This is a genomic window from Mesorhizobium sp. INR15, assembly GCF_015500075.1.
Classification (GTDB): Bacteria; Pseudomonadota; Alphaproteobacteria; order Rhizobiales; family Rhizobiaceae; genus Mesorhizobium.
This window is the reverse complement of sequence record NZ_CP045496.1, coordinates 3888011-3906253: the sequence shown is the minus strand read 5'-3', so window position 1 is coordinate 3906253 and position 18243 is coordinate 3888011. Positions and strand designations below refer to the sequence as shown.

The window sequence follows — 18243 nt, the reverse complement described above, 5'->3', positions numbered from 1 at the left end:
CGAAACCGGTCTATTTCGCGAACCTTTTCGCGCCGAACACGCACGCCACGACGCCCAGCGTAACAACAATCATCATCGGGCTGACCTGCTCATGCAGCAGCGTCGCAGCCAGGGCGAGGCCGAAGAACGGCTGCAGTAACTGCAACTGTCCTACGGCGGCGATGCCGCCGAGCGCCAATCCGCGATACCAGAACACGAAGCCGATCAGCATGCTGAACAGTGAGACATAGGCAAGGCCAATCCAGGCCTTGGACCCGACCGCGGCAAAGGATGGCGGCTGCGTTGCAAACGTCAGCACCAGCATGACCGGCAAGGACAGCGCCAGCGCCCAGCAGATCACTTGCCAGCCGCCGAGCTTGCGCGACAACGCAGCGCCCTCGGCATAGCCGAGCCCGCAGGCGACGATCGCCGCCAGCATCAGGCCATCGCCGATCGGCGAGGCGGTCACGCCTTGCATCAGGGCAAAACCCGCGACCAGTGCACTGCCCACGCACGAAAACAGCCAGAACGCGGGCCGGGGACGCTCGCCACCGCGCAGCACGCCGAAGATCGCCGTTGCAAGCGGCAGCAGGCCGACGAAGATGATGGAGTGCGCCGAGGTCACGTGCTTGAGCGCCAGCGCGGTCAGCAAGGGAAAACCGACAACCACGCCGAGCGCCACGATCACCAGCGACAGCACATCTCCTCGCTCCGGCCGCTTCTGGCGAAACAGCAGCAGCATCGCCAGACCAAGCAGTCCGGCAATCACGGCGCGGGCCGCGGTCACGAAGGTCGGATCGAAATCCATCACCGCCACGCGCGTTGCCGGCAGCGATCCGCTGAAGATCACAACACCGATGAATCCGCTTAACCAGCCACTCGCTGCCTTGTCCATTTCATGCTCCGTTTGCTTGTTCTGTATCGGCGTCGGGGGCGTGGCATCGCCAGAGACAATGCGGTACAGTTCAACAAAACTGTCGTGGCTGATTGAGCAGTACAGATGGATGAGAAAGCTTTAGGAACGGAAAGAAACGGAACCCTTGTCGGGGGTGTCATGACGACGATACGGCACAGGATTGCCGCGCGGACGCTGACGCCGGGAACACGGCTGCCGTCGATCCGGGCCTTTGCCAAAACCATGCAGGTTTCCAAATCCACGGTGGTCGAAGCCTATGAACGGCTGGCGGCGGAAGGCGTTATCCGTTCCCGGCCGGGCTCGGGCTTCTATGCGGCCGGGCCATTGGCGCCATTGTCCCTCGCCGAGATTGGCCCCCGGCTCGACCGTGCCGTCGATCCGCTCTGGGTCTCCCGGCAGTCGCTTGAAGCCGGCGACGACACCCTCAAGCCAGGCTGCGGCTGGCTTCCGGCCTCATGGATGCCGGAGACCGGGCTGCGCCGTGCCTTGCGGACCGTGGCGCGTGCCGACGCCGTTGCGCTGGCGGACTACGGCACACCGCTTGGTTCGCCGCCATTGCGTCACCTCTTGGCTCGCCGCATGGCGGAACATGGCATCGATGCCTCCCCCGAGCAGATCATGCTGACGGAATCGGGCACCCAGGCCATCGATCTTCTGTGCCGGTTCCTGCTCGAGCCGGGCGACACGGTGCTGGTGGACGACCCCTGCTATTTCAATTTCCATGCCTTGTTGCGCGCCCACAGGGTCAAGGTGGTCGGCGTTCCCTATACACCGTCGGGTCCGGATATCGACCTGTTCGCGCAGGCGCTGACGGAACATCAGCCGCGCCTCTACATCACCAATTCCGCGCTTCACAATCCGACCGGCGCCATCCTGTCACCGGTAACGGCCCATCGCTTGCTGAAACTCGCCGACCAGGCTGGGCTGACCATCATCGAGGACGACATCTTTGCCGACTTCGAACACACCCCCGCCCCCAGGTTGGCGGCGTTTGATGGCCTCAACCGGGTCATCCACATCGGCAGCTTCTCGAAAACGCTATCGGCCTCGATACGCTGCGGCTATATCGCTGTGCCCCGCGACTGGATCGAAGGGCTGACCGGCCTGAAGATCGCCACGACCTTCGGCGGAGGGCGGCTCGCGGCCGAACTGGTGTTGACGCTCTTGAAGGACGGCAGCTATCGCAAGCATGTGGAATTGCTGCGCGCGCGGCTTTCACGCGCCATGGGCGACACGAGCAGCCGCCTGAAGGCGATCGGCATCATACCCTGGATAGAACAGCCGGCCGGGATGTTTCTGTGGTGCCGGCTGCCCGAAGGCGTCGATGCGGCCGAAATGGCGCGCCACGCCTTGTCGGCCGGCATTGTGCTGGCGCCCGGCAATGCGTTCAGCCTGTCGCAGACCGCCAACCGCTACCTCCGTTTCAACGTTGCCCAATGCGCGGACGAGCGCATTTTCGCAACGCTCGAGGCGGCCATGGCGCATTGATTTGACGCCGCCCGGCCCTGTTGCCGCTGTCCGTCAATCGCGCTCAGGTGGTTCCGTAAACGGCAAGCCGCCGAACAAGCGCAATTCGCGGAAGAGCCGGGCAGCGCCACGGATTTTCCGCTTCGCGTTTCGCGACGGAGACACAGCTGCTCGCAGGCCGGCTGAATCTAAAATACGTTAGGCGCCGGCCCGTTTGCGGCGCTCATAGAGCATGACCAGCGTTTCGGCCGTCAGCGCCGGCTTTTGCTCGCCTTCGATCTCAACCGTATTGGCGGCTTTCATCAGATACTGGCCGGGCCCCCTGTCCTCCATCGACAGCAGCGTGACGCGCAGCCTGATCCGCGCGCCAACTTTGACCGGCGCCAGGAAACGCACCTTGTCGAAGCCATAGTTGAAGGCGGCTTGGGTGTTTTCAGGCACTATGCCCATGCCAAGCGCCAGCGCGCCGATGATCGACAATGTCAGATAGCCATGCGCGATCGTGGTGCGGAACGGGCTTTGCCGCTTCGCCCGTTCAGGGTCGACGTGGATCCATTGATGGTCGCCCGTGCACTCGGCGAACTGGTTGATGCGATTCTGATCGACCGTCGTCCAGTCCGACACGCCAAGTTCTTGCCCGGCCATTGTCCTCAATTCTACGTAGGTCGGCGGCGTTTTAGGCCGTATTTCAGTCATTCCTGCTTTCCCGATCGCTTCACATGCCTCCGGACCACGAACCGACAGCCCCTGTCAATTCGCTCCGCACGATTCCGTTCCGCCATTTTTCAGCCGGGATGGCATCCACGCTTGCCGTAACGCGGCGGAAACCGCTGCCCGTACCAATGGGCGGCAGCCAGCGCCTAGGGCAAATGGACGCTGCGGCTCGATCAGCCGCGTCAGCCTCAGGGCTACTTCTTGTCGTATCCGGCGCGGATTTCCTCCATCGCCTCCTTGATACGGGCACGCAGGATATCAACGGAATCGCTGCCGGATTTCTTGACCAGTTCAGCCACTTCGCCGGCATTCTTCAACGCGGCTTCGAAGGATTTGCGGGCGAACTCGGTTTGCTTGGCCATTAGTTCCTGCGGGTTTCCCGGAGCCTTGTAGCTCTGCGCCATATCGGTCACCTCCCGCAGCGTGTCCTGCAGCATCTCGCGCTGCCGCGACAGCAGCGAGGTCGCACCGGCGGCGCCGGCCCGCGCCGACTTTTCCAGCGCCTCGAGATTCTTGCGGTGGTGACTGAGAATTGCCTCGACATCCACATTGGGCATCTTCAGGTCGCGGCCGAACCGGCTGAACATGTCCATGAAGGAATCGGTGTCAGGTTGCTTGGCCATGCTGCTCTTCTCCCCTGTTGCCGCGGATGCAGGCACCCAGGCTGAGAATAGCACCGTGGCGCCACCTGTCCATTCGAGCTTGATGGATTCAGCGCCGGGCTAAAAATGCGCGTCAGCCGACAAGGAACAGCCGCTCGGCGACATAGAGCACGACCCCGGCAAGGCCGCCGATGACCATGCCGTTGAAACGGATATATTGCAGATCCCTGCCGATGTTCATTTCGATCAGCCGCGTCAGTTGGGCGAGGTCCCAGCGCTTGACCTGATCGGCGATGAATTTCGACACGCCGCTCTTCTGGCTTTCGACGAAAGAGGCGAGCGCCACCACGAAACCCTGGTTCATGTCGGCACGGATCTGCGGGTCGCCGGCAAGATGCCGACCAACCTCGACGAACATATTGGCAAGATGCGCGCGGATCATCGAGTTCGGCGCCTTGGCGTCTTGTTCGATGAACAGGCTGAGGCTTTCCCACATGTCGCCAGCCAGCGCCTTCAACTCGGGCCTGGCCAGAAAATCCCGCTTCATCTTCTCGGCGCGCTTGGCGTATTGTTTGGAGGTCCTGAGCCGCTCGATGAAGCTCTGTGCGAAACGGTCGAATTCAGCCCGCATCGGGTGATCGGGATCGGCGCGCACCTCGTCCAGCAGCGAGCCGGCGGATGCGACGATCTTCTTCAAGAGATAGGCGTCAGCGCGAAACAGGTTGAACAGCGACGGCAGTTCCTCGCGGATCTTTTCGCGCATCGTCGCCAGTGCTTGCTCATCACTCAGAAACCGACCGATCACCTTGGTGAATTCGTCGAACAGTTTCTGATGGCGGCGGTCGTCCGTGAGTGCTGAGAGGAGCTCGGCCGCAAGCGGCGCCAGCGGCACCTTCTCGATCTGTTCCAGCATGCGGCTGGTGACGAAGCCGCGCAGCCCGGACTGCTCGACGGCGGCCAATGTCTGCGGCACCAGCCGCACGACAAAGCGCGACAGGCCGGCGGCACGCTCGGCATCAGCCAGCCAATCCGCGACAAGTGCAGAAAAATCGACCTCGGCCAGCTTTTCGCGCACCGGCTCCGGCGCCAGGAAATTGACCTCGATGAACCGGCCGAGATTGTCGGCGATCCGGGTCTGGTTTTCCGGGATGATCGCGGTGTGCGGGATCGGCAGGCCCAATGGCCGCTTGAACAAGGCAACCACAGCATACCAGTCGGCCAGCCCGCCGATCGTCGCGGCCTCGGCGAAGGCGGCGACGAAACCGAGCCACGGATGGGCACTTTCGAACACCTTGGCCGCGGCGAAGACGAGCACGCAGAGCGCCAGCGCCGCGGTGGCCGTGAACTTGGTGCGCCGCAATGCAGAAAGCTTGGCATCCGCGTCGCCATCGATTCGCATTGGGGCCGATTGCGCCATGGTTGAGCTGCTCCTCGTCGACATTGCGGGCTAATCTAATGTCTCGCCGGTCCGAATGCCCGCCCTATCCCGCGCAACTCACGTTTTCCTTGATCACGCACATAAAGTTGACGAGAATATTCATATATCCTGCCTTGCTAGTCTGGAATTATTCCAAGGTATAGGCCATATTCACGCCAGCCTATTGCTTCGCGAGGATAAAATGCGGCTTACGCGCCAGACCAACTATGCCATGCGCATCTTGATGTATTGCGCGGCGAATGACGACCGGTTGAGCCGCATCCCGGAGATCGCGGCCGCCTATTCGGTGTCGGAGCTTTTCCTGTTCAAGATCCTGCAGCCGCTGGTCGAGCATGGTCTCGTCCAGACGGTGCGTGGCCGGAATGGCGGCGTCAAGCTTGGCCGGGCAGCCGAATCGATCAGCCTGTTCGATGTCGTGCGCGTGACGGAAGAAAGCTTCGCCATGGCCGAATGCTTCGAAAACGATGCCGCCGAGTGCCCGCTGATCGACAGCTGTGCGCTGAATTCGGCTTTGCGCGAAGCGCTCAACGCCTTCTTCGCCGTTCTGGCCCGCTACACCATCGCCGACCTTGTGGCCGCGCGCCCCAACGTGCGTAACCTGCTCGGCATCGACATGCTGCAGCAGCGCGCGCCAGCCGCCTGACCCTTTTGCGGCAGCGCACCTCCGCAAAACCGCCTTGCAGACTTGCGGAGCGAGAATAGCAATCAAGCCGCTGATTGCGGCAGTACGAACGGCACATTGCCGGTCGGCAGAACACCGACCTTGAGCCGGCAATCGAACACCTTTTCGATCAGATCGTCGCTCAGCACGTCCTGCGGTGAGCCGGTGGCGGCAAGCCTGCCGCGATGCATGACAAAAATCCGGTCGGCGAACATCGCTGTCAGGTTGAGGTCGTGCAGGATGGCGACCACGCCGCCGCCCCTTCTGGCGAAATCACGGGCAATGTTCATGATGATCAGCTGGTGCTTTATGTCGAGGCTGGAGACAGGCTCGTCCAGGAACAGGTAGCGAGGCTTGCCATCGAGCACAGGCGCCCAGACTTGGCACAGCACACGAGCCAGTTGGACGCGCTGTTGTTCGCCGCCGGAGAGTTCCTGGTAGAACCGGCCGGCGAAACCTTCGAGATCGACGCGCGCCAACGCCCGCTCAGGCAACCGCGTATCCTCGCTAGACAGCACGCCGGAGCGCCCGCCGACAAGGCCAAGCTTGACGATCTCGCGCACCGTGAAGGGGAACGACAGTGTCATTGCTTGCGGCAGCACGGCGCGATGGATCGCGGTCTCGACAGGCTTCATCACCGAGAGGTCGCGGCCGTTGACCGTGATGCCGCCCGAATAGGCAAGCTCGCCCGAAAGCGCTTTGAGAAAGGTCGTCTTGCCCGAACCGTTGGGGCCGACGATGGCTGCCACTTCGCCGGGCCGCGCCTCGAAATCGACATTGGCGACAATACGCTTGCCGCCGATCGCCACGGAAACGTCGCGCGCTTCGATCATGAAAACCTCACAGGTCGATGACGCCGCGCTTGCGCAGCAGGATCCAGAGGAAGAACGGCGCGCCGGCGATCGCGGTGACGATGCCGATCGGCAGTTCGGCGGGCGCCACGATGGTGCGCGCGACCGCGTCGGCGAGAAGCAACAGCGATGCACCAAGCAGAGCCGACGCGGGCAACAGGTAACGATTGTCCGGGCCGATCAGCAGGCGCAGCAGGTGCGGCACGACGATGCCGACGAAACCGATGCCACCGCTGACCGCGACAGAGGCTCCGACCGCCGCCGAGACACCAATGATCGCTATGTATTTCAACCGCTGCACCGGAATGCCGAGATGGCTGGCGGTCGCCTCGCCGAGCGCCAGGGCATTGAGGCCACGCGCCAGGAAAGGCATGGCCGCCAGCGCCAGCACGATAACCGGGCCGACGGAGCCGATCTTCTGCCAGGTCGCGCCGGCCAGCGAACCAAGCTGCCAGAATGTCAGGTCGCGCAATTGCCGGTCGTCGGCCATGAAGATCAGGATGCCGGTCAGCGCCATTGCCAGGGCCGCCAGTGCGATACCGGCCAGCAGCATGGTGGCAACCGAGGTGCGGCCCTGCCGTGTCGCCACCTGGTACAGCACCAATGTCGTGGCGAGACCGCCGCAGAAAGCAGCAAGCGGCAGCGCTAGCGCGCCAAGCAAGGCAGTCACCGGCGCGAGCAGCGTGGCGCCCAGCACAATCACGGCAACGGCGCCGAGACTGGAACCAGCCGAAACACCGATAAGGCCGGGATCGGCCAGCGGGTTGCGGAACAGCCCCTGCATGACGGCCCCAGAGACGGCAAGGGCTGCCCCAACCAGCATGCCGAGAATGACACGCGGCAGCCTGATGTCATAGACGATCAAGCGGTCACGGGCGCTTAGCACCGCATCGGCCGGCGCCGCGCCAGTCAGCCAGTCGCCAATGACATTGACCGCCGACGCGTCCGAAGCGCCTGAGGTCAGGGACAACAGCACGGCAACGGCAAGTGCTGCGCAGAGCAGCAGGATGACCAGACGGGCACGCCCTGAACGATCGCCTTCAGGTGCCATGATCGTGCCCGTCGAACCGGCGATCGATTGCTCTGCCATGATGCGTCAGTTCATTCCGTGACCTGCCCGCCATACAGCGAGACGGCGAGATCATGGATGGCTCCGGCCGTGCGCGGCCCAAAGCCGAGCAGATAGCTGCCGTCAATGCGGATGAGCTTGCGCGCGATGCCGGCCGGCGTCGACGAAATGGCCGGATTGGCAAGCAGCACATCATCAGGCGTCGGGGGCCCGGCATTGCTCATCATCAGGATCATGTCCGGCTTGGCGGTAATGATCGCCTCGTCGGACAATTGCTTGTAGCCGGAAAAGCCTCCGACCGCGTTGATGCCGCCGGCGAGCTTGATGATGCCATCGGCGGCCGTTTCGCTGCCTGCCGCAAGCACCTTGCCGCCTTGCATCGACAAAACGAACAGCACGCGCTTGCGGTCCTTGATCGACGCCGTCTGCTTTTCGGCGGCCTTCAGCTTGGCATCGATCTCCTTGACCAGCACCTCGGCCTTCGCATCGGCGCCAAGCGCCTCGCCGACGACACGGATCTTTTCGAGGATGCCTTCATGATTGTAGTGATCCGGCACCTCGATGAACGGGATGCTGGTCTTCTTCAGCACATCGACGGCTTCCTTGGGGCCACTGCCATGCAGCGCCAATATGCCTGACGGATTGACCGACAGCACGCCCTCGGGTGACAGCTGACGCATATAGCCGACATCTGGCAGCTTGAGTGCGGCCTCCGGATAGCGGCTGGTGGAGTCGCGGGCGACCAGACGGCCCTCCTCGCCAAGCGCGTAGACGATCTCGGTAATCGAACCGCCAATGGCCGCGACTTTCAACGGATCGGCAAAGACCGTCGCACCCTCGGCGGCGCTGGCGGGCTGCGGAGCCGCAACCACCAGGGAAAGCCCGACGACCGGACCAAGCGCCAACCTGAAGAAAGGCGCCAGTTTGGAAAGAGAAGTCATTTCGTTGTCCTCAGGCAGCCGTCGGGCTTGGGATGCGAGGCAGGTTCTCAGCAAGGAAGCGCCAGTCGTCGCGCTCGCCCTCACCTTCATGACGCTTGCCGAAGAACTGGATGATCATGGCGCCGTTGGCGGCATAGACCTCAAGCGAGGTGACATGGCCGTCCTTGGTCGGCTTGCGCACGGCCCAGACCTCATGAATGTGATCGGTTCGCAGATGCAGGTGGAAGGTCTCATCCAGCACGTTGATCCACGGCCCCATCGGCTTGATCGACTTGATCGGACCTGAATGGATCTGGATGCAGCCACGATTACCGACGAAACACATGATCGGCATGGCGCTCTCGGCGGCGTGATGGAACATGGCGCCGACCGCATCATTGTCGAGCAGCCACGCGTAGTCCTGGCCAACCATGCGCACCGCCTGACGGCGGCTGAGCTTGAGCGCCTTCAGCATGCCGAAGAACTGATGGACGTCGGTCAACTGGCTCCAGCGGTTGCGCAGATCGTCGAGATTCGCGGACGTGCTGGCCACTTCGGCTTCGTCATCATAGCCGCCGCCTGAAATGGAGACCGTCGGCTCTTGATTCGACGATTCGAGCGCCGCCACCAGCTTCTGATAAGCGTAGAGGTTTGACGAAGGGCGCAAATGCACCTTGTGCACCGCCTCGCCGGCCGCATCGAAGAACTGCAGGCTGCGGCGGATGTCATCGCCATCGCGCTTTTCCACGGCAAAGCCATGCACCCAGATCTTCGGGAAGATGCGCAGATCTATGTTTTCGCCCAGCACCATGGCGTTGTGATTGCCGGTGACCACCTTGTCGTAAATGCCGATTTTCTCATGCACGGCACTTTCATTGCGGGTCAGCGCCATGACCTCGCCGACAGCCTCCAGGCCGGTCAGCAGGTCGTTGACGCGCGGCTCGACCCGCACGACCCCGTCGCCGCAATGCGCGGCGACCAGTTCGGCCTCCGAAATGCCGAGTTGAGCAGCCAGATCACGCTCGCGCGTTTTCGGATTGTCTATCCGCGCCCGCCGGATTTCATGAGGGGCGGGTTTTACGCGCTGGTCCATGTCCTACTTCCTGTTGCCTTGTCCTACTTGTTAAGGATGAGCTTGCCCTGGCGGGTGATCTTCAGCCGATAGAGCGCGCCGTGATGTTCGATGCCGATCTCGTGCTCGCCCTGGAACAGCGTGTTGCTGGAGAGCGTACGCACCGCCATTGGCACACGTTCGAAACGGGTCACCGAGACATCGTCGGAACGGCGGACGCGATAGCGGAAGTCGTTGGGATTGTGGGTATTCATCTGGATCGTTCCCTTTCCTGTGCCGGGCACACTGGCTAGGCGTTGCACGAATGCCGATTCATTTCTTGACTTGAATAATCATGTTTATTAGTCAGTGCAATACCGGATTAAATGAGTCAACATTTAAGACACCGGACACGATCAAAAATGCCAGCAAGCCCCGGGCCAGCCAGCACGAAACCTGGAATTTTGGAGTTGGGGCATGGGGTTGATGATTTTGGAACGGCGCGGCGAGAAAAGCCGCGCGGGTCGCTCAATAGCGGCTTTGCTGGCAAGCGCGGCGGCGATCGCATTGCTCATTCCCACAGCCAGTGCGCAGCAGGCCAAACCGGCCACCGACCAGCAGAAGCCTGAAGAAGCCAAGCCAGCTCCGGCAGGCGTGACGCTGCTCGACAAGATCCTTGTCCTCAGCCGCACCGGCGAAACCGCAATCGAGTCACTTGCTTCCGCCAGTCACGTCGGTCAGGAACAGCTCGACCGCCGCATGGCGACGACACCCAACGAAATGCTGCTCGGCGTGCCCGGCATCACGGCACAGGCCGATGCAAGGCGCGTCAGCACCAGCATCAACATCCGCGGCCTGCAGGATTTCGGCCGTGTCGCGGTCATCGTCGATGGCGCACGGCAGGATTTCCAGCGTTCCGACCACGGCACGCAATCGACGTTCTATATCGATCCCGAATTGGTCAAATCCGTCGACGTCATCCGTGGGCCTGTCGCCAATACTTATGGGTCGGGCGCTATCGGCGGCGTGGTCTTCTTCGACACCAAGGATGCCGGAGATTTCCTCAAGCCCGAAGAAACCTGGGCCGCATCGGCGACCGGGCGTTACGAGAGCAATGGCAAGGGCTGGACCACCAGCGCCACCGGCGCTTACCGGCTCAACGAGAACTGGGATGTTCTGGGCAACATCGTCTACCGCGACTATGACAACTACAAGGACGGTGGTGGCAGCACTGTCAAAGGCACAGGCTTCGACGTGCTGGGCGGCCTTCTCAAGACAACCATTCGCCCAACCGAAAACAGCGAGCTAAAACTCGGTTGGACCGGCTCAAGCGACAGCTGGAACGAAATCAGCGGCGGCATCCCGACGAACGATCTCGACTTGAAGCAAAACACCTTTACCGGTCGCTACAACATCACCGACGATGCCAAGAGCTGGCTCGATCTGCACATCAACGCTTCCTACAACAAGGCTAATCTCGAGCAGACCAGTCTTGTCGCGATACCGCGCCGCTTCGACCCGGTCACCGGTCTTCCCGTGGTCCTGCCCGCTGGCTCGAAATCGACTTTCGACATCGGCACATACTCCTTTGACATCTGGAACACGTCCAGATTCGAGACCGGCGGCATCGCGCATGAGCTGACCTATGGCGGTGACTGGGTTGGCGACAATGTCAAAACCGGCGGCACCGCCGGCGGCGACAGTTTCTATACGCCCTCCGGCAAGCGCAACGTCTCCGGCGCATATATCCAGGACAAGCTTAGCTGGAATTGGTTCGAGGTCATCACCGGCCTGCGGTATGACAGTTACAGCCTGAAGGGCAGCAACACCGAAACGTCCGGCGACCGGTTGTCGCCGCGGGTTACCGTCGGTGTCTCGCCATTCGAAAGCGCAGGCCTCGCAGGCTTGCAGTTCTACGGTACCTATGCCGAGGGCTACCGGTCGCCGTCCCTGACGGAAACACTCATCAGCGGACGCCACCCGGCCGGCGTCACCTTCCCGTTCCTCCCCAATCCCAATCTGCGGCCAGAGACCGGCAAGACCACCGAATTCGGTGTGAACTACAAGCAGAACGACATCTTGGAAGCCGGCGATGCGTTCCGCCTGAAGGCAGCCTACTTCAACAACAATGTGGACGACTACATTGGCGGGGTTACGTTGTCGCGATTCGATCCGACAGCGGGCTGCCCGAGCGGCCCGGGTGTCCCGATATGCTTCCAGTATCAGAATTTCGCCAAGGCCAAGATCAACGGCTTCGAGCTCGAAGGCGTCTATGACGCAGGATGGGGCTATGCTGGCCTTTCGGCATCGATCATCGATGGCCACACCATCTCCAACAAGGGCGTTCAGGCTGCTCTGCTGACCATCCCCTCGTCGCAGGTCACCGCGCAACTGGGGCTGCGCTTCCTGGAGGACAAGCTCACCATCGGTGGCGAGGTGCAGTACAATGGCAAGCCGAAGGACAATCCCATCGCCGAGGACTATACGCTGGTCAATGCCTTCGCGAGCTACCAAGCGACCGACAATTTGAAGATTGATTTCCGCGCCGACAACCTGTTCGATGTCAAATACGCCAACCCGCTCAACATCCTCCCGCCCAGTCCGCCTTCCACCACGTCGACTTTCGCGGCCTACGAGCCGGGCATAACGTTGAAGCTGGCGGCAACGATGCGGTTTGGAGGCTAAACGGCAATGAAGAGCTTGACGGCATCGCTTCGTCTGCTGACCTCGATGGTGGCGATGCCGCTTGCGACGGTTCCGGCGTGGGCGCAACAGTCCGCGCCGGTCCTGACCCTCGAACTCAACGACGCGCAAGCTTCCGACAAAGGGTGCCGCCTGACATTCGTGGTCAACAACAATCTTGGCGCCGACCTCTCCAAGGCGGCGTTCGAAATCGCGCTGTTCAACGAGGCCGGCGTTGTCGACCGGCTGACGGTGCTCGACTTCAAGGAACTGACGGCAGGCAAGACCAAGGTGACGCGTTTCGACCTCGCCGGCACCGACTGCACCAGGATCAGCCGCGTGCTGATCAACAGCGCGACCGAATGCGCCGGCACGGGCGTCGAGCCGAATGCCTGCATGAACAAACTCAAGACAGACACCAAGACCGGTATCGCTTTCGGCGTCTGAGAGAAGCGTTGGGATTTCACCCCACATTTGCTCGACCGGCAGCGGCGTGGCCCGGTCACCTCGGTTGGCCAATACCGGCAACCGATGTTGATTTGACAATGACGCACTGGTCGCGGCAGGTCTCGCCGCCAGACATGCAGGACATCACCCCTTTCCCCGACACCGGCGCCGAGCTGCCAATAACACCGGCCGAGCCGCTCGCCCCGGCGCAGCCTTCGGCTCGGAACTACAAATGGCAGGCTGCCATCGTCATATCCGGTGCGCTCCATGCCGCCGTGGCGGCTGCGTTCCTCATGTCACCTCCAGGCACATTCGATTTCAAGGACACAGCGCAGAGCGAAGGCACGGATCGGACCGGCGCGGACGTGGCCGGCACCACGCTCGACCGCGAATCGTCAGCACTCGATGTTACCCTGGTGCCCGCCCCGCAACCGTCGAAGCCACGGCAGGCCAAGCCAGAGACGCCAAAATCTGAAACGGCCAAATCCTTGCCGCCAATCGAGCCTGTTCAGGCCGCCAAGCAGCCAAAGGAACAGGCTCCCAAGCCGGAAGCCGTCAAACAGCCAGCGCCCACGCCTGACATCTTGGCGGAAAGCGCTCCACGTCCCGATAACCAGAGCGTCGTTCAAAAGAACGCGGCACCGGCTCAGCCTGCTGTTCAACCCGAAAGCGTAGAGGCGCCCGCTGCCGTTGCAGCCGAGCTGCCTGTCCCCAGCCAAAGGCCAAATCAGGCGATCGCCCCCGCGCCAGAACAAGCAAGCGACGCGGATGAGAAGCGCGGCGCGGCGGATGGCAAGGAACAATCGGCGGCAGCGGCCAGCAAGGGCAAGAAAGAAGACGAGGCAGGCGCCGCAGCCGAAGCCAGCTACCGCAACGATGTCATCAAAAAGCTCAGCCGCGTCAATCGCGGCGTGCCGCCGTCTGTTCAGGCAACCGCTCGCAACAACGCGGTCGTCACATTCGTCATCGGCGGCAAGGGCAACATAAACGAATTGCGTATCCTCGAAAGCTCGGGATCGGAAAACTTTGATCAGGCCGTCCTCGGCATCGTGCGCAAGGCGGCACCCTTCCCGCCAATCCCGAAAAAGGCAGGCGGCAGCTTGGTGTTCACTGGTGCAATCGGCCCATTCTGAGCGATCGCCAAACAATCATCATAGCCCCACGAAAGGAACCACGATGTATATCGCCATGAACCGCTTCAAGGTCGAAAAAGGCTCGGAGGAGGCTTTCGAAGCAGTGTGGAAGAACCGCGATTCCAGCCTCTCGGAAATGAAAGGGTTCGAGCAGTTTCACCTGCTTCGCGGCCCGGTCAACGAGGCCGAAGGCTATACGCTGTTTGCCTCGCACACGGTCTGGGCGAGCCACGACGATTTCGTCGCCTGGACAAAGTCGGAGAACTTTCGCGCCGCCCACAGAAATGTCGGCACCACCAAGGTTCACTATCTCGGCCATCCGCGGTTCGAAGGCTTTTCCATCGTCGAAGGCGCATAGTCGCGCCATGCCGCGGTAGGGAACTCGGACAAGCGAATGCCGCCGGCCGCAAGGCCGGCGGCATTCGTGCCTATCAGTTGTCCTGGAACTGGTTTTGCTCGGTGAACACCACCGTGCGGTCGGTCACGCCCTGGAACACCACCTGGAAAGCGTTCGACGAGGTGGCCGTGTCGATGACCTGGCCCTGCACGAACGAGCCGGCGATGATGTAGTAAGTCGGCTTCGGCGTGAACTGATAGAGCAGGTTTGGCAGCGCCTGCACGGCGATGGTCGGCTTGGCATTCATGGCGATACCGACATTGACGCTGACCGCCTGGCTCGCCTGAACGATCGAGGTCGGGATCAATGCATCCGATTGCACGCAGATCAGGCCCGCCTTGCCGTTCGTCGGGCCCGATGGGAAAGCCGGCGCACCATATGGGAACGGCCCGAGATAGGTAATGCCGATCGAGTTCTGGGTGTTGATCATCACATCGGCGTTGGATGCGGTGGTGAAGCGCCTGGGATTGGTGGTCGTGCCCTGATCCTGGATATAGCCAGTGTTGACCTGATAGTTGATCTCCCAGGAGAAGACCGACTGGCTTGGATTTGAAATGCTGCCGGGTGCCGCACCGCCGAGCATCCAGGCCAAGGATACCGGATTGACGGAAGGGCCGACAATATCGGGAATTGTCTGGAACAGAGCAAACTGCTGGAATTTGCTGTTCTGGTTCAGGACGGTCAGCGAGTAGGGCTGCCCCAAAGCGGCATCAGCCTTGGCATTGACCATATTGCCCATCAAGAATCTCATTCTGGTAGCTCCTCGTCGTTGGGTTGACCGCCGTGTCGCCGGCGGCCGCCAGGGCCGAGCCGGTCACATTGGGTGCAATCCGCTGCAATTGAAGATTGAGCAATTGGGCTTGCACGACCACAAGGTATTCGAAGTTATATTCTTTGACTGTCCCCTATGTAACATCGAATAATCTTTTACAATACTAACATCATCCTGTAGATATTACTGACATCTAAAGTTAACTCGTCTCACACAAGCCGGGCATACATGTCGTATAGCGCGAAAAATGAAGTTCGGATCTCATGGCTTCTTGCGACCAACATCTTTGGCGACTTGGGCCACAGCCGGCTAATAGACATCGCCCAAGCTGCCCACGAATATCGGTATGAACCCGGCCAAGTGATCTTCCAGCCGGGCGATCCGTGCAACCAGCTCTCGATCATCACCTCCGGCAGCGTCAACGTCTCCTTCAACTCGGAAGACGGCAAAGAGGTCATCGTCGCCGAACTTCGGGTCGGCGACACAATTGGCGAAACGGAACTGCTTTCGAACTCGCGACGATTGACCAATTGCGTGGCCAATCGCAAAACGCATCTTCTCGCGCTCGACAAGATGGCTTTCGAAGGCTTGCTGACAAACCCAGCCTTTACCAAGGGCCTCCTCGAAACCATCTGCCGGCGGCTGCAGCAATCGCTGTTGTTCGCCGAGGGCCTGTCAATCCACTCCCTGGAGACGAGGCTTGCCCGCCTGCTGGTTTCCATGAGCGAAACTCATGGCCGGCGTGTTGGCGATGGCGTGATCATTGACCGCGCTATATCGCAAAGTCTCATCGGTCAGATGATCAATGCCAGCCGGCCCAGGATCAATGTTCAGCTTCAATCCTGGAAACAGGAGAAATTGATCAGCCTCAGTGGCAACCGCATCACCATTCTCGACGAAGGGGCGATACGCACCATTTCGCGGCCGCCCCTGGCCGACCGCTAGACCTCCAGGGTCATGTCATCCGCAGGCAAGGCCTGGATGACGTCTTGCGACCCTGCCTCAGTTGCAGCCGCCCTTGACGAAGGCGATCATCGCCTCGGTGGTCGCCGTAAGGGCCGGCCCGGTCATTGCCAGGGTTTTGCCCTGCATGACTTGCGCGGACACAACGCTGACGATGCTGTTGTCGGGTGCGAACCATGCGCCGCCGCTGGCACCGGTGCCGAATTCGGTGGGCGCGGCCAGATATGTGCCGCCGACTTGCGCAAGCTTGGTTGAGACCTGCTTGTACATGTACCTCCCGCCGCCAAAATTGCCGGGATAGCCCATCATGCTGACCGCTGTGAAACCGCCGTCCTGGCTGAGCACGAACTTTCCGGCATCTGAGTTCGCGGTGGTGCGCAGCGCGGCATAGTCGAACGCGCTTTTCTCCGCGCTCGGCGGATTCGGGCTGATCGGAATCCAGTCGGTCAGCACCGCGGCTTGATCGACAACGAACCGCGTCCCGGCGCCATCATCATAGGCGCGGTAAAACACGACGTTCACAGCATGCTTGTCGCCACGCCACATGCTGTGCGCTGCCGCCAGCAGAACATTGTCTTCGGTCACGAACTGTGCGCTTGCGGTGTAGTCGACACCATCGCGCGTATAGAAGAGCTTGCCGCCATATTTGTAGGGCGTCAGCGTCACATCAACCCGTGCCGTGGCTGCAAGCCCCTCGGGTTTCGGCGCTGTCACGGCGCCACCGTCGTTTTCGGAAACAGCCCTGTCGCGACGCTCCTTGGTCCAGTAGCCCTCACCGGCTTCGTTCTCAGCCAGAAGTGTCTTGTTGGGCTGCCAGCAAGCAAAGTCCGCCGCCTCGGCGCCGCTGCAGAAAATCAGCCCACCCAGCACCGCCAGCGAGCCCGATACGATCGACCCTGGTACCATGTCCCATCTCCTCGTCTTCCTCGAAACCGGACCCACCGCCAGTTTGATCTGGCCGAAGAACACCCGGCTGGCGTCGGACCACCCGACACCGGGAAAGACTAGGAGATACTGAAGACGGCGGCAGTTCCGCAGGTTACAGCGCGAACGAATGAAAGCCTCAGGCGCACTTTCTTCAATCCTCGGCCCGAACCAACATACGCCGCAGTGCCAGGACGACGCGCTTGCGATGTCGCCGCCAGCGGTTTTTGCGGTCAAGAAGAGGCACGATGCGCGGATCATCGATCAAGCGATGGAACCGCCGGACATGATACGCGAGGATTCCTGCCACGAAGCCTCTGCCGTGTATTGCGCCAAGAGGTTCGGCATTGGCCACCACGTAGTCGAGAACATCGGCGCCCAAAGCGAATTGCTTGGCGTTGTTTGCCGGCGAAAATTGCACATGTCCACCAGCATAGGGGCTGTTGGTGGAGATATTGGCACCGTGCAGACGATAGAGGCCCAGGGATTCCGACAACAGCAGGCTGCCGGCCACCAAATGCGCGCAAGTCGCCGCCAGGTAGTCCGTCCCCGTCTTAACCTTGAATGGGAAAGCCAACACCGGTTCCAGTGCGCCACGCCGGAAAACCATTGACGATGTCGGCGCCCATATCCAGCCATAGGTTTCGGGTCCGAAGTAGGTGATCGGATATTCCGATGAATAGACGATCCCCGCCACCTCGCCGAGCCGATTGGCGGGCGGTATGGCGACGCCGGTTGGGCCCTTCCCCGAACGTGGCTTGCGCAACGCAACGTAGGTGCCGCTCAGGACGACACAGTCGCGATCGACCAGAAGAACATCGGAACTGGACAGAGACGCCGAGTGTGCCGAGTTCAGATGTGCCGAGAGATGCGCGGCGAGAAAATTCGGCAACCAGACATCGTCGGCATCGAGGAACGCCACGAATGGCTGATTGCCAGCGGCAAAACCATCACGGAATGCTTCAATCTGGCCACCATTTTGCGGTCGCACCAGCAGACTTAGGCGTGGATCGCCTATCGTTTCGAGAAGCTGGCGGACATGTTCGGCTGAACCATCCGCCGAGGCGTCATCAACGATGGCGCAGTCCCACTTCTGGTAAGTCTGCGCCAGCACCGAGCGGATCGCATCCTCGACATAGGCGCGATAATTGTGACAAGTGATGACAACGCCTACGCGAGGAAGCTCAAACGGCGCGGTCGTGCTTGGCATGGGTGGTTTGTCCGTTTTACACCCATGTTCTCGGGCTCACGCCCTTT

Annotated in this window: 19 protein-coding genes; 7 read left to right on the top strand and 12 right to left on the bottom strand. The window is 61.3% G+C overall.

Annotated features, from left to right (window positions below; translation table 11 throughout):
- Nucleotides 1–10: 10 nt before the first annotated feature.
- Entirely contained in the window at nt 11–874 is an 864-nt protein-coding gene (locus tag GA829_RS19015) for a DMT family transporter (RefSeq protein ID WP_195174236.1), read from the bottom strand.
- Between the two features lie 159 nt (nt 875–1033).
- On the opposite strand from GA829_RS19015, the gene GA829_RS19010 reads away from it, so the two are divergent.
- On the top strand, nt 1034–2383 hold the full coding sequence (locus GA829_RS19010) for an aminotransferase-like domain-containing protein (RefSeq protein WP_374940360.1): 1350 nt from the start codon (nt 1034–1036) through the stop codon (nt 2381–2383).
- A 177-nt stretch (nt 2384–2560) separates the two neighbouring features.
- Here the strand turns inward: GA829_RS19010 and GA829_RS19005 are convergent, their stop codons facing one another.
- From GA829_RS19005 to GA829_RS18995, 3 genes are all read right to left on the bottom strand, one after another.
- Nucleotides 2561–3058, bottom strand: a complete 498-nt coding sequence (locus GA829_RS19005) for a MaoC family dehydratase (RefSeq protein ID WP_195174234.1) — start codon at nt 3056–3058, stop codon at nt 2561–2563.
- Between the two features lie 212 nt (nt 3059–3270).
- Nucleotides 3271–3699: a phasin family protein gene (locus tag GA829_RS19000; RefSeq protein ID WP_195174233.1), complete on the bottom strand. Its 429-nt coding sequence runs from the start codon at nt 3697–3699 to the stop codon at nt 3271–3273.
- Nucleotides 3700–3811: 112 nt separating this feature from the next.
- Nucleotides 3812–5095: a DUF445 domain-containing protein gene (locus GA829_RS18995; protein ID WP_195174232.1), complete on the bottom strand. Its 1284-nt coding sequence runs from the start codon at nt 5093–5095 to the stop codon at nt 3812–3814.
- A gap of 202 nt (nt 5096–5297) precedes the next feature.
- Here GA829_RS18995 and rirA point away from each other — a divergent pair, with 202 nt between their 5' ends.
- Nucleotides 5298–5759 (top strand): iron-responsive transcriptional regulator RirA, encoded by a 462-nt coding sequence (gene rirA / locus GA829_RS18990; protein ID WP_195174231.1) that lies wholly within the window; start codon nt 5298–5300, stop codon nt 5757–5759.
- A gap of 62 nt (nt 5760–5821) precedes the next feature.
- Here rirA and GA829_RS18985 read toward each other — a convergent pair whose 3' ends face one another.
- Genes GA829_RS18985 through hemP form a run of 5 tightly spaced genes read right to left on the bottom strand, consistent with a single transcriptional unit; the run spans nt 5822 to nt 9943 of the window.
- Nucleotides 5822–6610, bottom strand: a complete 789-nt coding sequence (locus GA829_RS18985) for a heme ABC transporter ATP-binding protein (RefSeq protein ID WP_195174230.1) — start codon at nt 6608–6610, stop codon at nt 5822–5824.
- A gap of 7 nt (nt 6611–6617) precedes the next feature.
- A complete protein-coding gene (locus GA829_RS18980) occupies nt 6618–7718 on the bottom strand; it encodes a FecCD family ABC transporter permease (protein WP_195174229.1) in 1101 nt (366 codons plus the stop codon).
- An 11-nt stretch (nt 7719–7729) separates the two neighbouring features.
- Nucleotides 7730–8638, bottom strand: a complete 909-nt coding sequence (locus GA829_RS18975; protein ID WP_195174228.1) for a heme/hemin ABC transporter substrate-binding protein — start codon at nt 8636–8638, stop codon at nt 7730–7732.
- 10 nt (nt 8639–8648) lie between these two features.
- Nucleotides 8649–9710, bottom strand: coding sequence for a hemin-degrading factor (locus GA829_RS18970; protein WP_195174227.1), 1062 nt, complete (start codon nt 9708–9710; stop codon nt 8649–8651).
- 23 nt (nt 9711–9733) lie between these two features.
- Complete coding sequence (gene hemP, locus GA829_RS18965; RefSeq protein WP_195174226.1) at nt 9734–9943, bottom strand: hemin uptake protein HemP; 210 nt, start codon at nt 9941–9943, stop codon at nt 9734–9736.
- A gap of 202 nt (nt 9944–10145) precedes the next feature.
- On the opposite strand from hemP, the gene GA829_RS18960 reads away from it, so the two are divergent.
- The 4 genes from GA829_RS18960 to GA829_RS18945 all read left to right on the top strand — a co-directional run bounded on the left by GA829_RS18960 (nt 10146) and on the right by GA829_RS18945 (nt 14288).
- Nucleotides 10146–12353 carry a TonB-dependent hemoglobin/transferrin/lactoferrin family receptor gene (locus tag GA829_RS18960; RefSeq protein ID WP_195174225.1) on the top strand — a complete coding sequence of 736 codons (2208 nt, stop codon included), beginning with the start codon at nt 10146–10148 and terminating at the stop codon, nt 12351–12353.
- 6 nt (nt 12354–12359) lie between these two features.
- A complete protein-coding gene (locus GA829_RS18955; RefSeq protein ID WP_195174224.1) occupies nt 12360–12797 on the top strand; it encodes a hypothetical protein in 438 nt (145 codons plus the stop codon).
- 98 nt (nt 12798–12895) lie between these two features.
- A complete protein-coding gene (locus GA829_RS18950; RefSeq protein ID WP_258051739.1) occupies nt 12896–13930 on the top strand; it encodes a TonB family protein in 1035 nt (344 codons plus the stop codon).
- Between the two features lie 43 nt (nt 13931–13973).
- Nucleotides 13974–14288, top strand: coding sequence for an antibiotic biosynthesis monooxygenase family protein (locus tag GA829_RS18945; protein ID WP_195174223.1), 315 nt, complete (start codon nt 13974–13976; stop codon nt 14286–14288).
- A 73-nt stretch (nt 14289–14361) separates the two neighbouring features.
- On the opposite strand, the gene GA829_RS18940 is transcribed toward GA829_RS18945, so the two are convergent.
- A complete protein-coding gene (locus GA829_RS18940) occupies nt 14362–15078 on the bottom strand; it encodes a hypothetical protein (protein ID WP_195174222.1) in 717 nt (238 codons plus the stop codon).
- A 249-nt stretch (nt 15079–15327) separates the two neighbouring features.
- Between GA829_RS18940 and GA829_RS18935 the strand changes: the two genes are divergently transcribed.
- Nucleotides 15328–16044, top strand: coding sequence for a Crp/Fnr family transcriptional regulator (locus GA829_RS18935; RefSeq protein ID WP_195174221.1), 717 nt, complete (start codon nt 15328–15330; stop codon nt 16042–16044).
- Between the two features lie 57 nt (nt 16045–16101).
- Here GA829_RS18935 and GA829_RS18930 read toward each other — a convergent pair whose 3' ends face one another.
- Both GA829_RS18930 and GA829_RS18925 read right to left on the bottom strand, forming a co-directional pair.
- On the bottom strand, nt 16102–16968 hold the full coding sequence (locus GA829_RS18930; RefSeq protein WP_195174220.1) for a hypothetical protein: 867 nt from the start codon (nt 16966–16968) through the stop codon (nt 16102–16104).
- Between the two features lie 172 nt (nt 16969–17140).
- The gene (locus GA829_RS18925) at nt 17141–18196 is read right to left on the bottom strand and encodes a glycosyltransferase family 2 protein (RefSeq protein ID WP_195174219.1); all 1056 of its coding nucleotides are present in this window, start codon (nt 18194–18196) and stop codon (nt 17141–17143) included.
- Nucleotides 18197–18243: the final 47 nt, after the last annotated feature.

Excerpts from the sequence above, each read along its gene's own strand:
- GA829_RS19015 (WP_195174236.1), bottom strand. The coding sequence starts at position 874 with ATGGACAAGGCAGCGAGTGGCTGGTTAAGCGGATTCATCGGTGTTGTG.
- GA829_RS19010 (WP_374940360.1), top strand. The coding sequence starts at position 1,034 with ATGACGACGATACGGCACAGGATTGCCGCGCGGACGCTGACGCCGGGA.
- GA829_RS19005 (WP_195174234.1), bottom strand. The coding sequence starts at position 3,058 with ATGACTGAAATACGGCCTAAAACGCCGCCGACCTACGTAGAATTGAGG.
- GA829_RS19000 (WP_195174233.1), bottom strand. The coding sequence starts at position 3,699 with ATGGCCAAGCAACCTGACACCGATTCCTTCATGGACATGTTCAGCCGG.
- GA829_RS18995 (WP_195174232.1), bottom strand. The coding sequence starts at position 5,095 with ATGGCGCAATCGGCCCCAATGCGAATCGATGGCGACGCGGATGCCAAG.
- rirA (WP_195174231.1), top strand. The coding sequence starts at position 5,298 with ATGCGGCTTACGCGCCAGACCAACTATGCCATGCGCATCTTGATGTAT.
- GA829_RS18985 (WP_195174230.1), bottom strand. The coding sequence starts at position 6,610 with ATGATCGAAGCGCGCGACGTTTCCGTGGCGATCGGCGGCAAGCGTATT.
- GA829_RS18980 (WP_195174229.1), bottom strand. The coding sequence starts at position 7,718 with ATGGCAGAGCAATCGATCGCCGGTTCGACGGGCACGATCATGGCACCT.
- GA829_RS18975 (WP_195174228.1), bottom strand. The coding sequence starts at position 8,638 with ATGACTTCTCTTTCCAAACTGGCGCCTTTCTTCAGGTTGGCGCTTGGT.
- GA829_RS18970 (WP_195174227.1), bottom strand. The coding sequence starts at position 9,710 with ATGGACCAGCGCGTAAAACCCGCCCCTCATGAAATCCGGCGGGCGCGG.
- hemP (WP_195174226.1), bottom strand. The coding sequence starts at position 9,943 with ATGAATACCCACAATCCCAACGACTTCCGCTATCGCGTCCGCCGTTCC.
- GA829_RS18960 (WP_195174225.1), top strand. The coding sequence starts at position 10,146 with ATGGGGTTGATGATTTTGGAACGGCGCGGCGAGAAAAGCCGCGCGGGT.
- GA829_RS18955 (WP_195174224.1), top strand. The coding sequence starts at position 12,360 with ATGAAGAGCTTGACGGCATCGCTTCGTCTGCTGACCTCGATGGTGGCG.
- GA829_RS18950 (WP_258051739.1), top strand. The coding sequence starts at position 12,896 with ATGACGCACTGGTCGCGGCAGGTCTCGCCGCCAGACATGCAGGACATC.
- GA829_RS18945 (WP_195174223.1), top strand. The coding sequence starts at position 13,974 with ATGTATATCGCCATGAACCGCTTCAAGGTCGAAAAAGGCTCGGAGGAG.
- GA829_RS18940 (WP_195174222.1), bottom strand. The coding sequence starts at position 15,078 with ATGAGATTCTTGATGGGCAATATGGTCAATGCCAAGGCTGATGCCGCT.
- GA829_RS18935 (WP_195174221.1), top strand. The coding sequence starts at position 15,328 with ATGTCGTATAGCGCGAAAAATGAAGTTCGGATCTCATGGCTTCTTGCG.
- GA829_RS18930 (WP_195174220.1), bottom strand. The coding sequence starts at position 16,968 with ATGGTACCAGGGTCGATCGTATCGGGCTCGCTGGCGGTGCTGGGTGGG.
- GA829_RS18925 (WP_195174219.1), bottom strand. The coding sequence starts at position 18,196 with ATGCCAAGCACGACCGCGCCGTTTGAGCTTCCTCGCGTAGGCGTTGTC.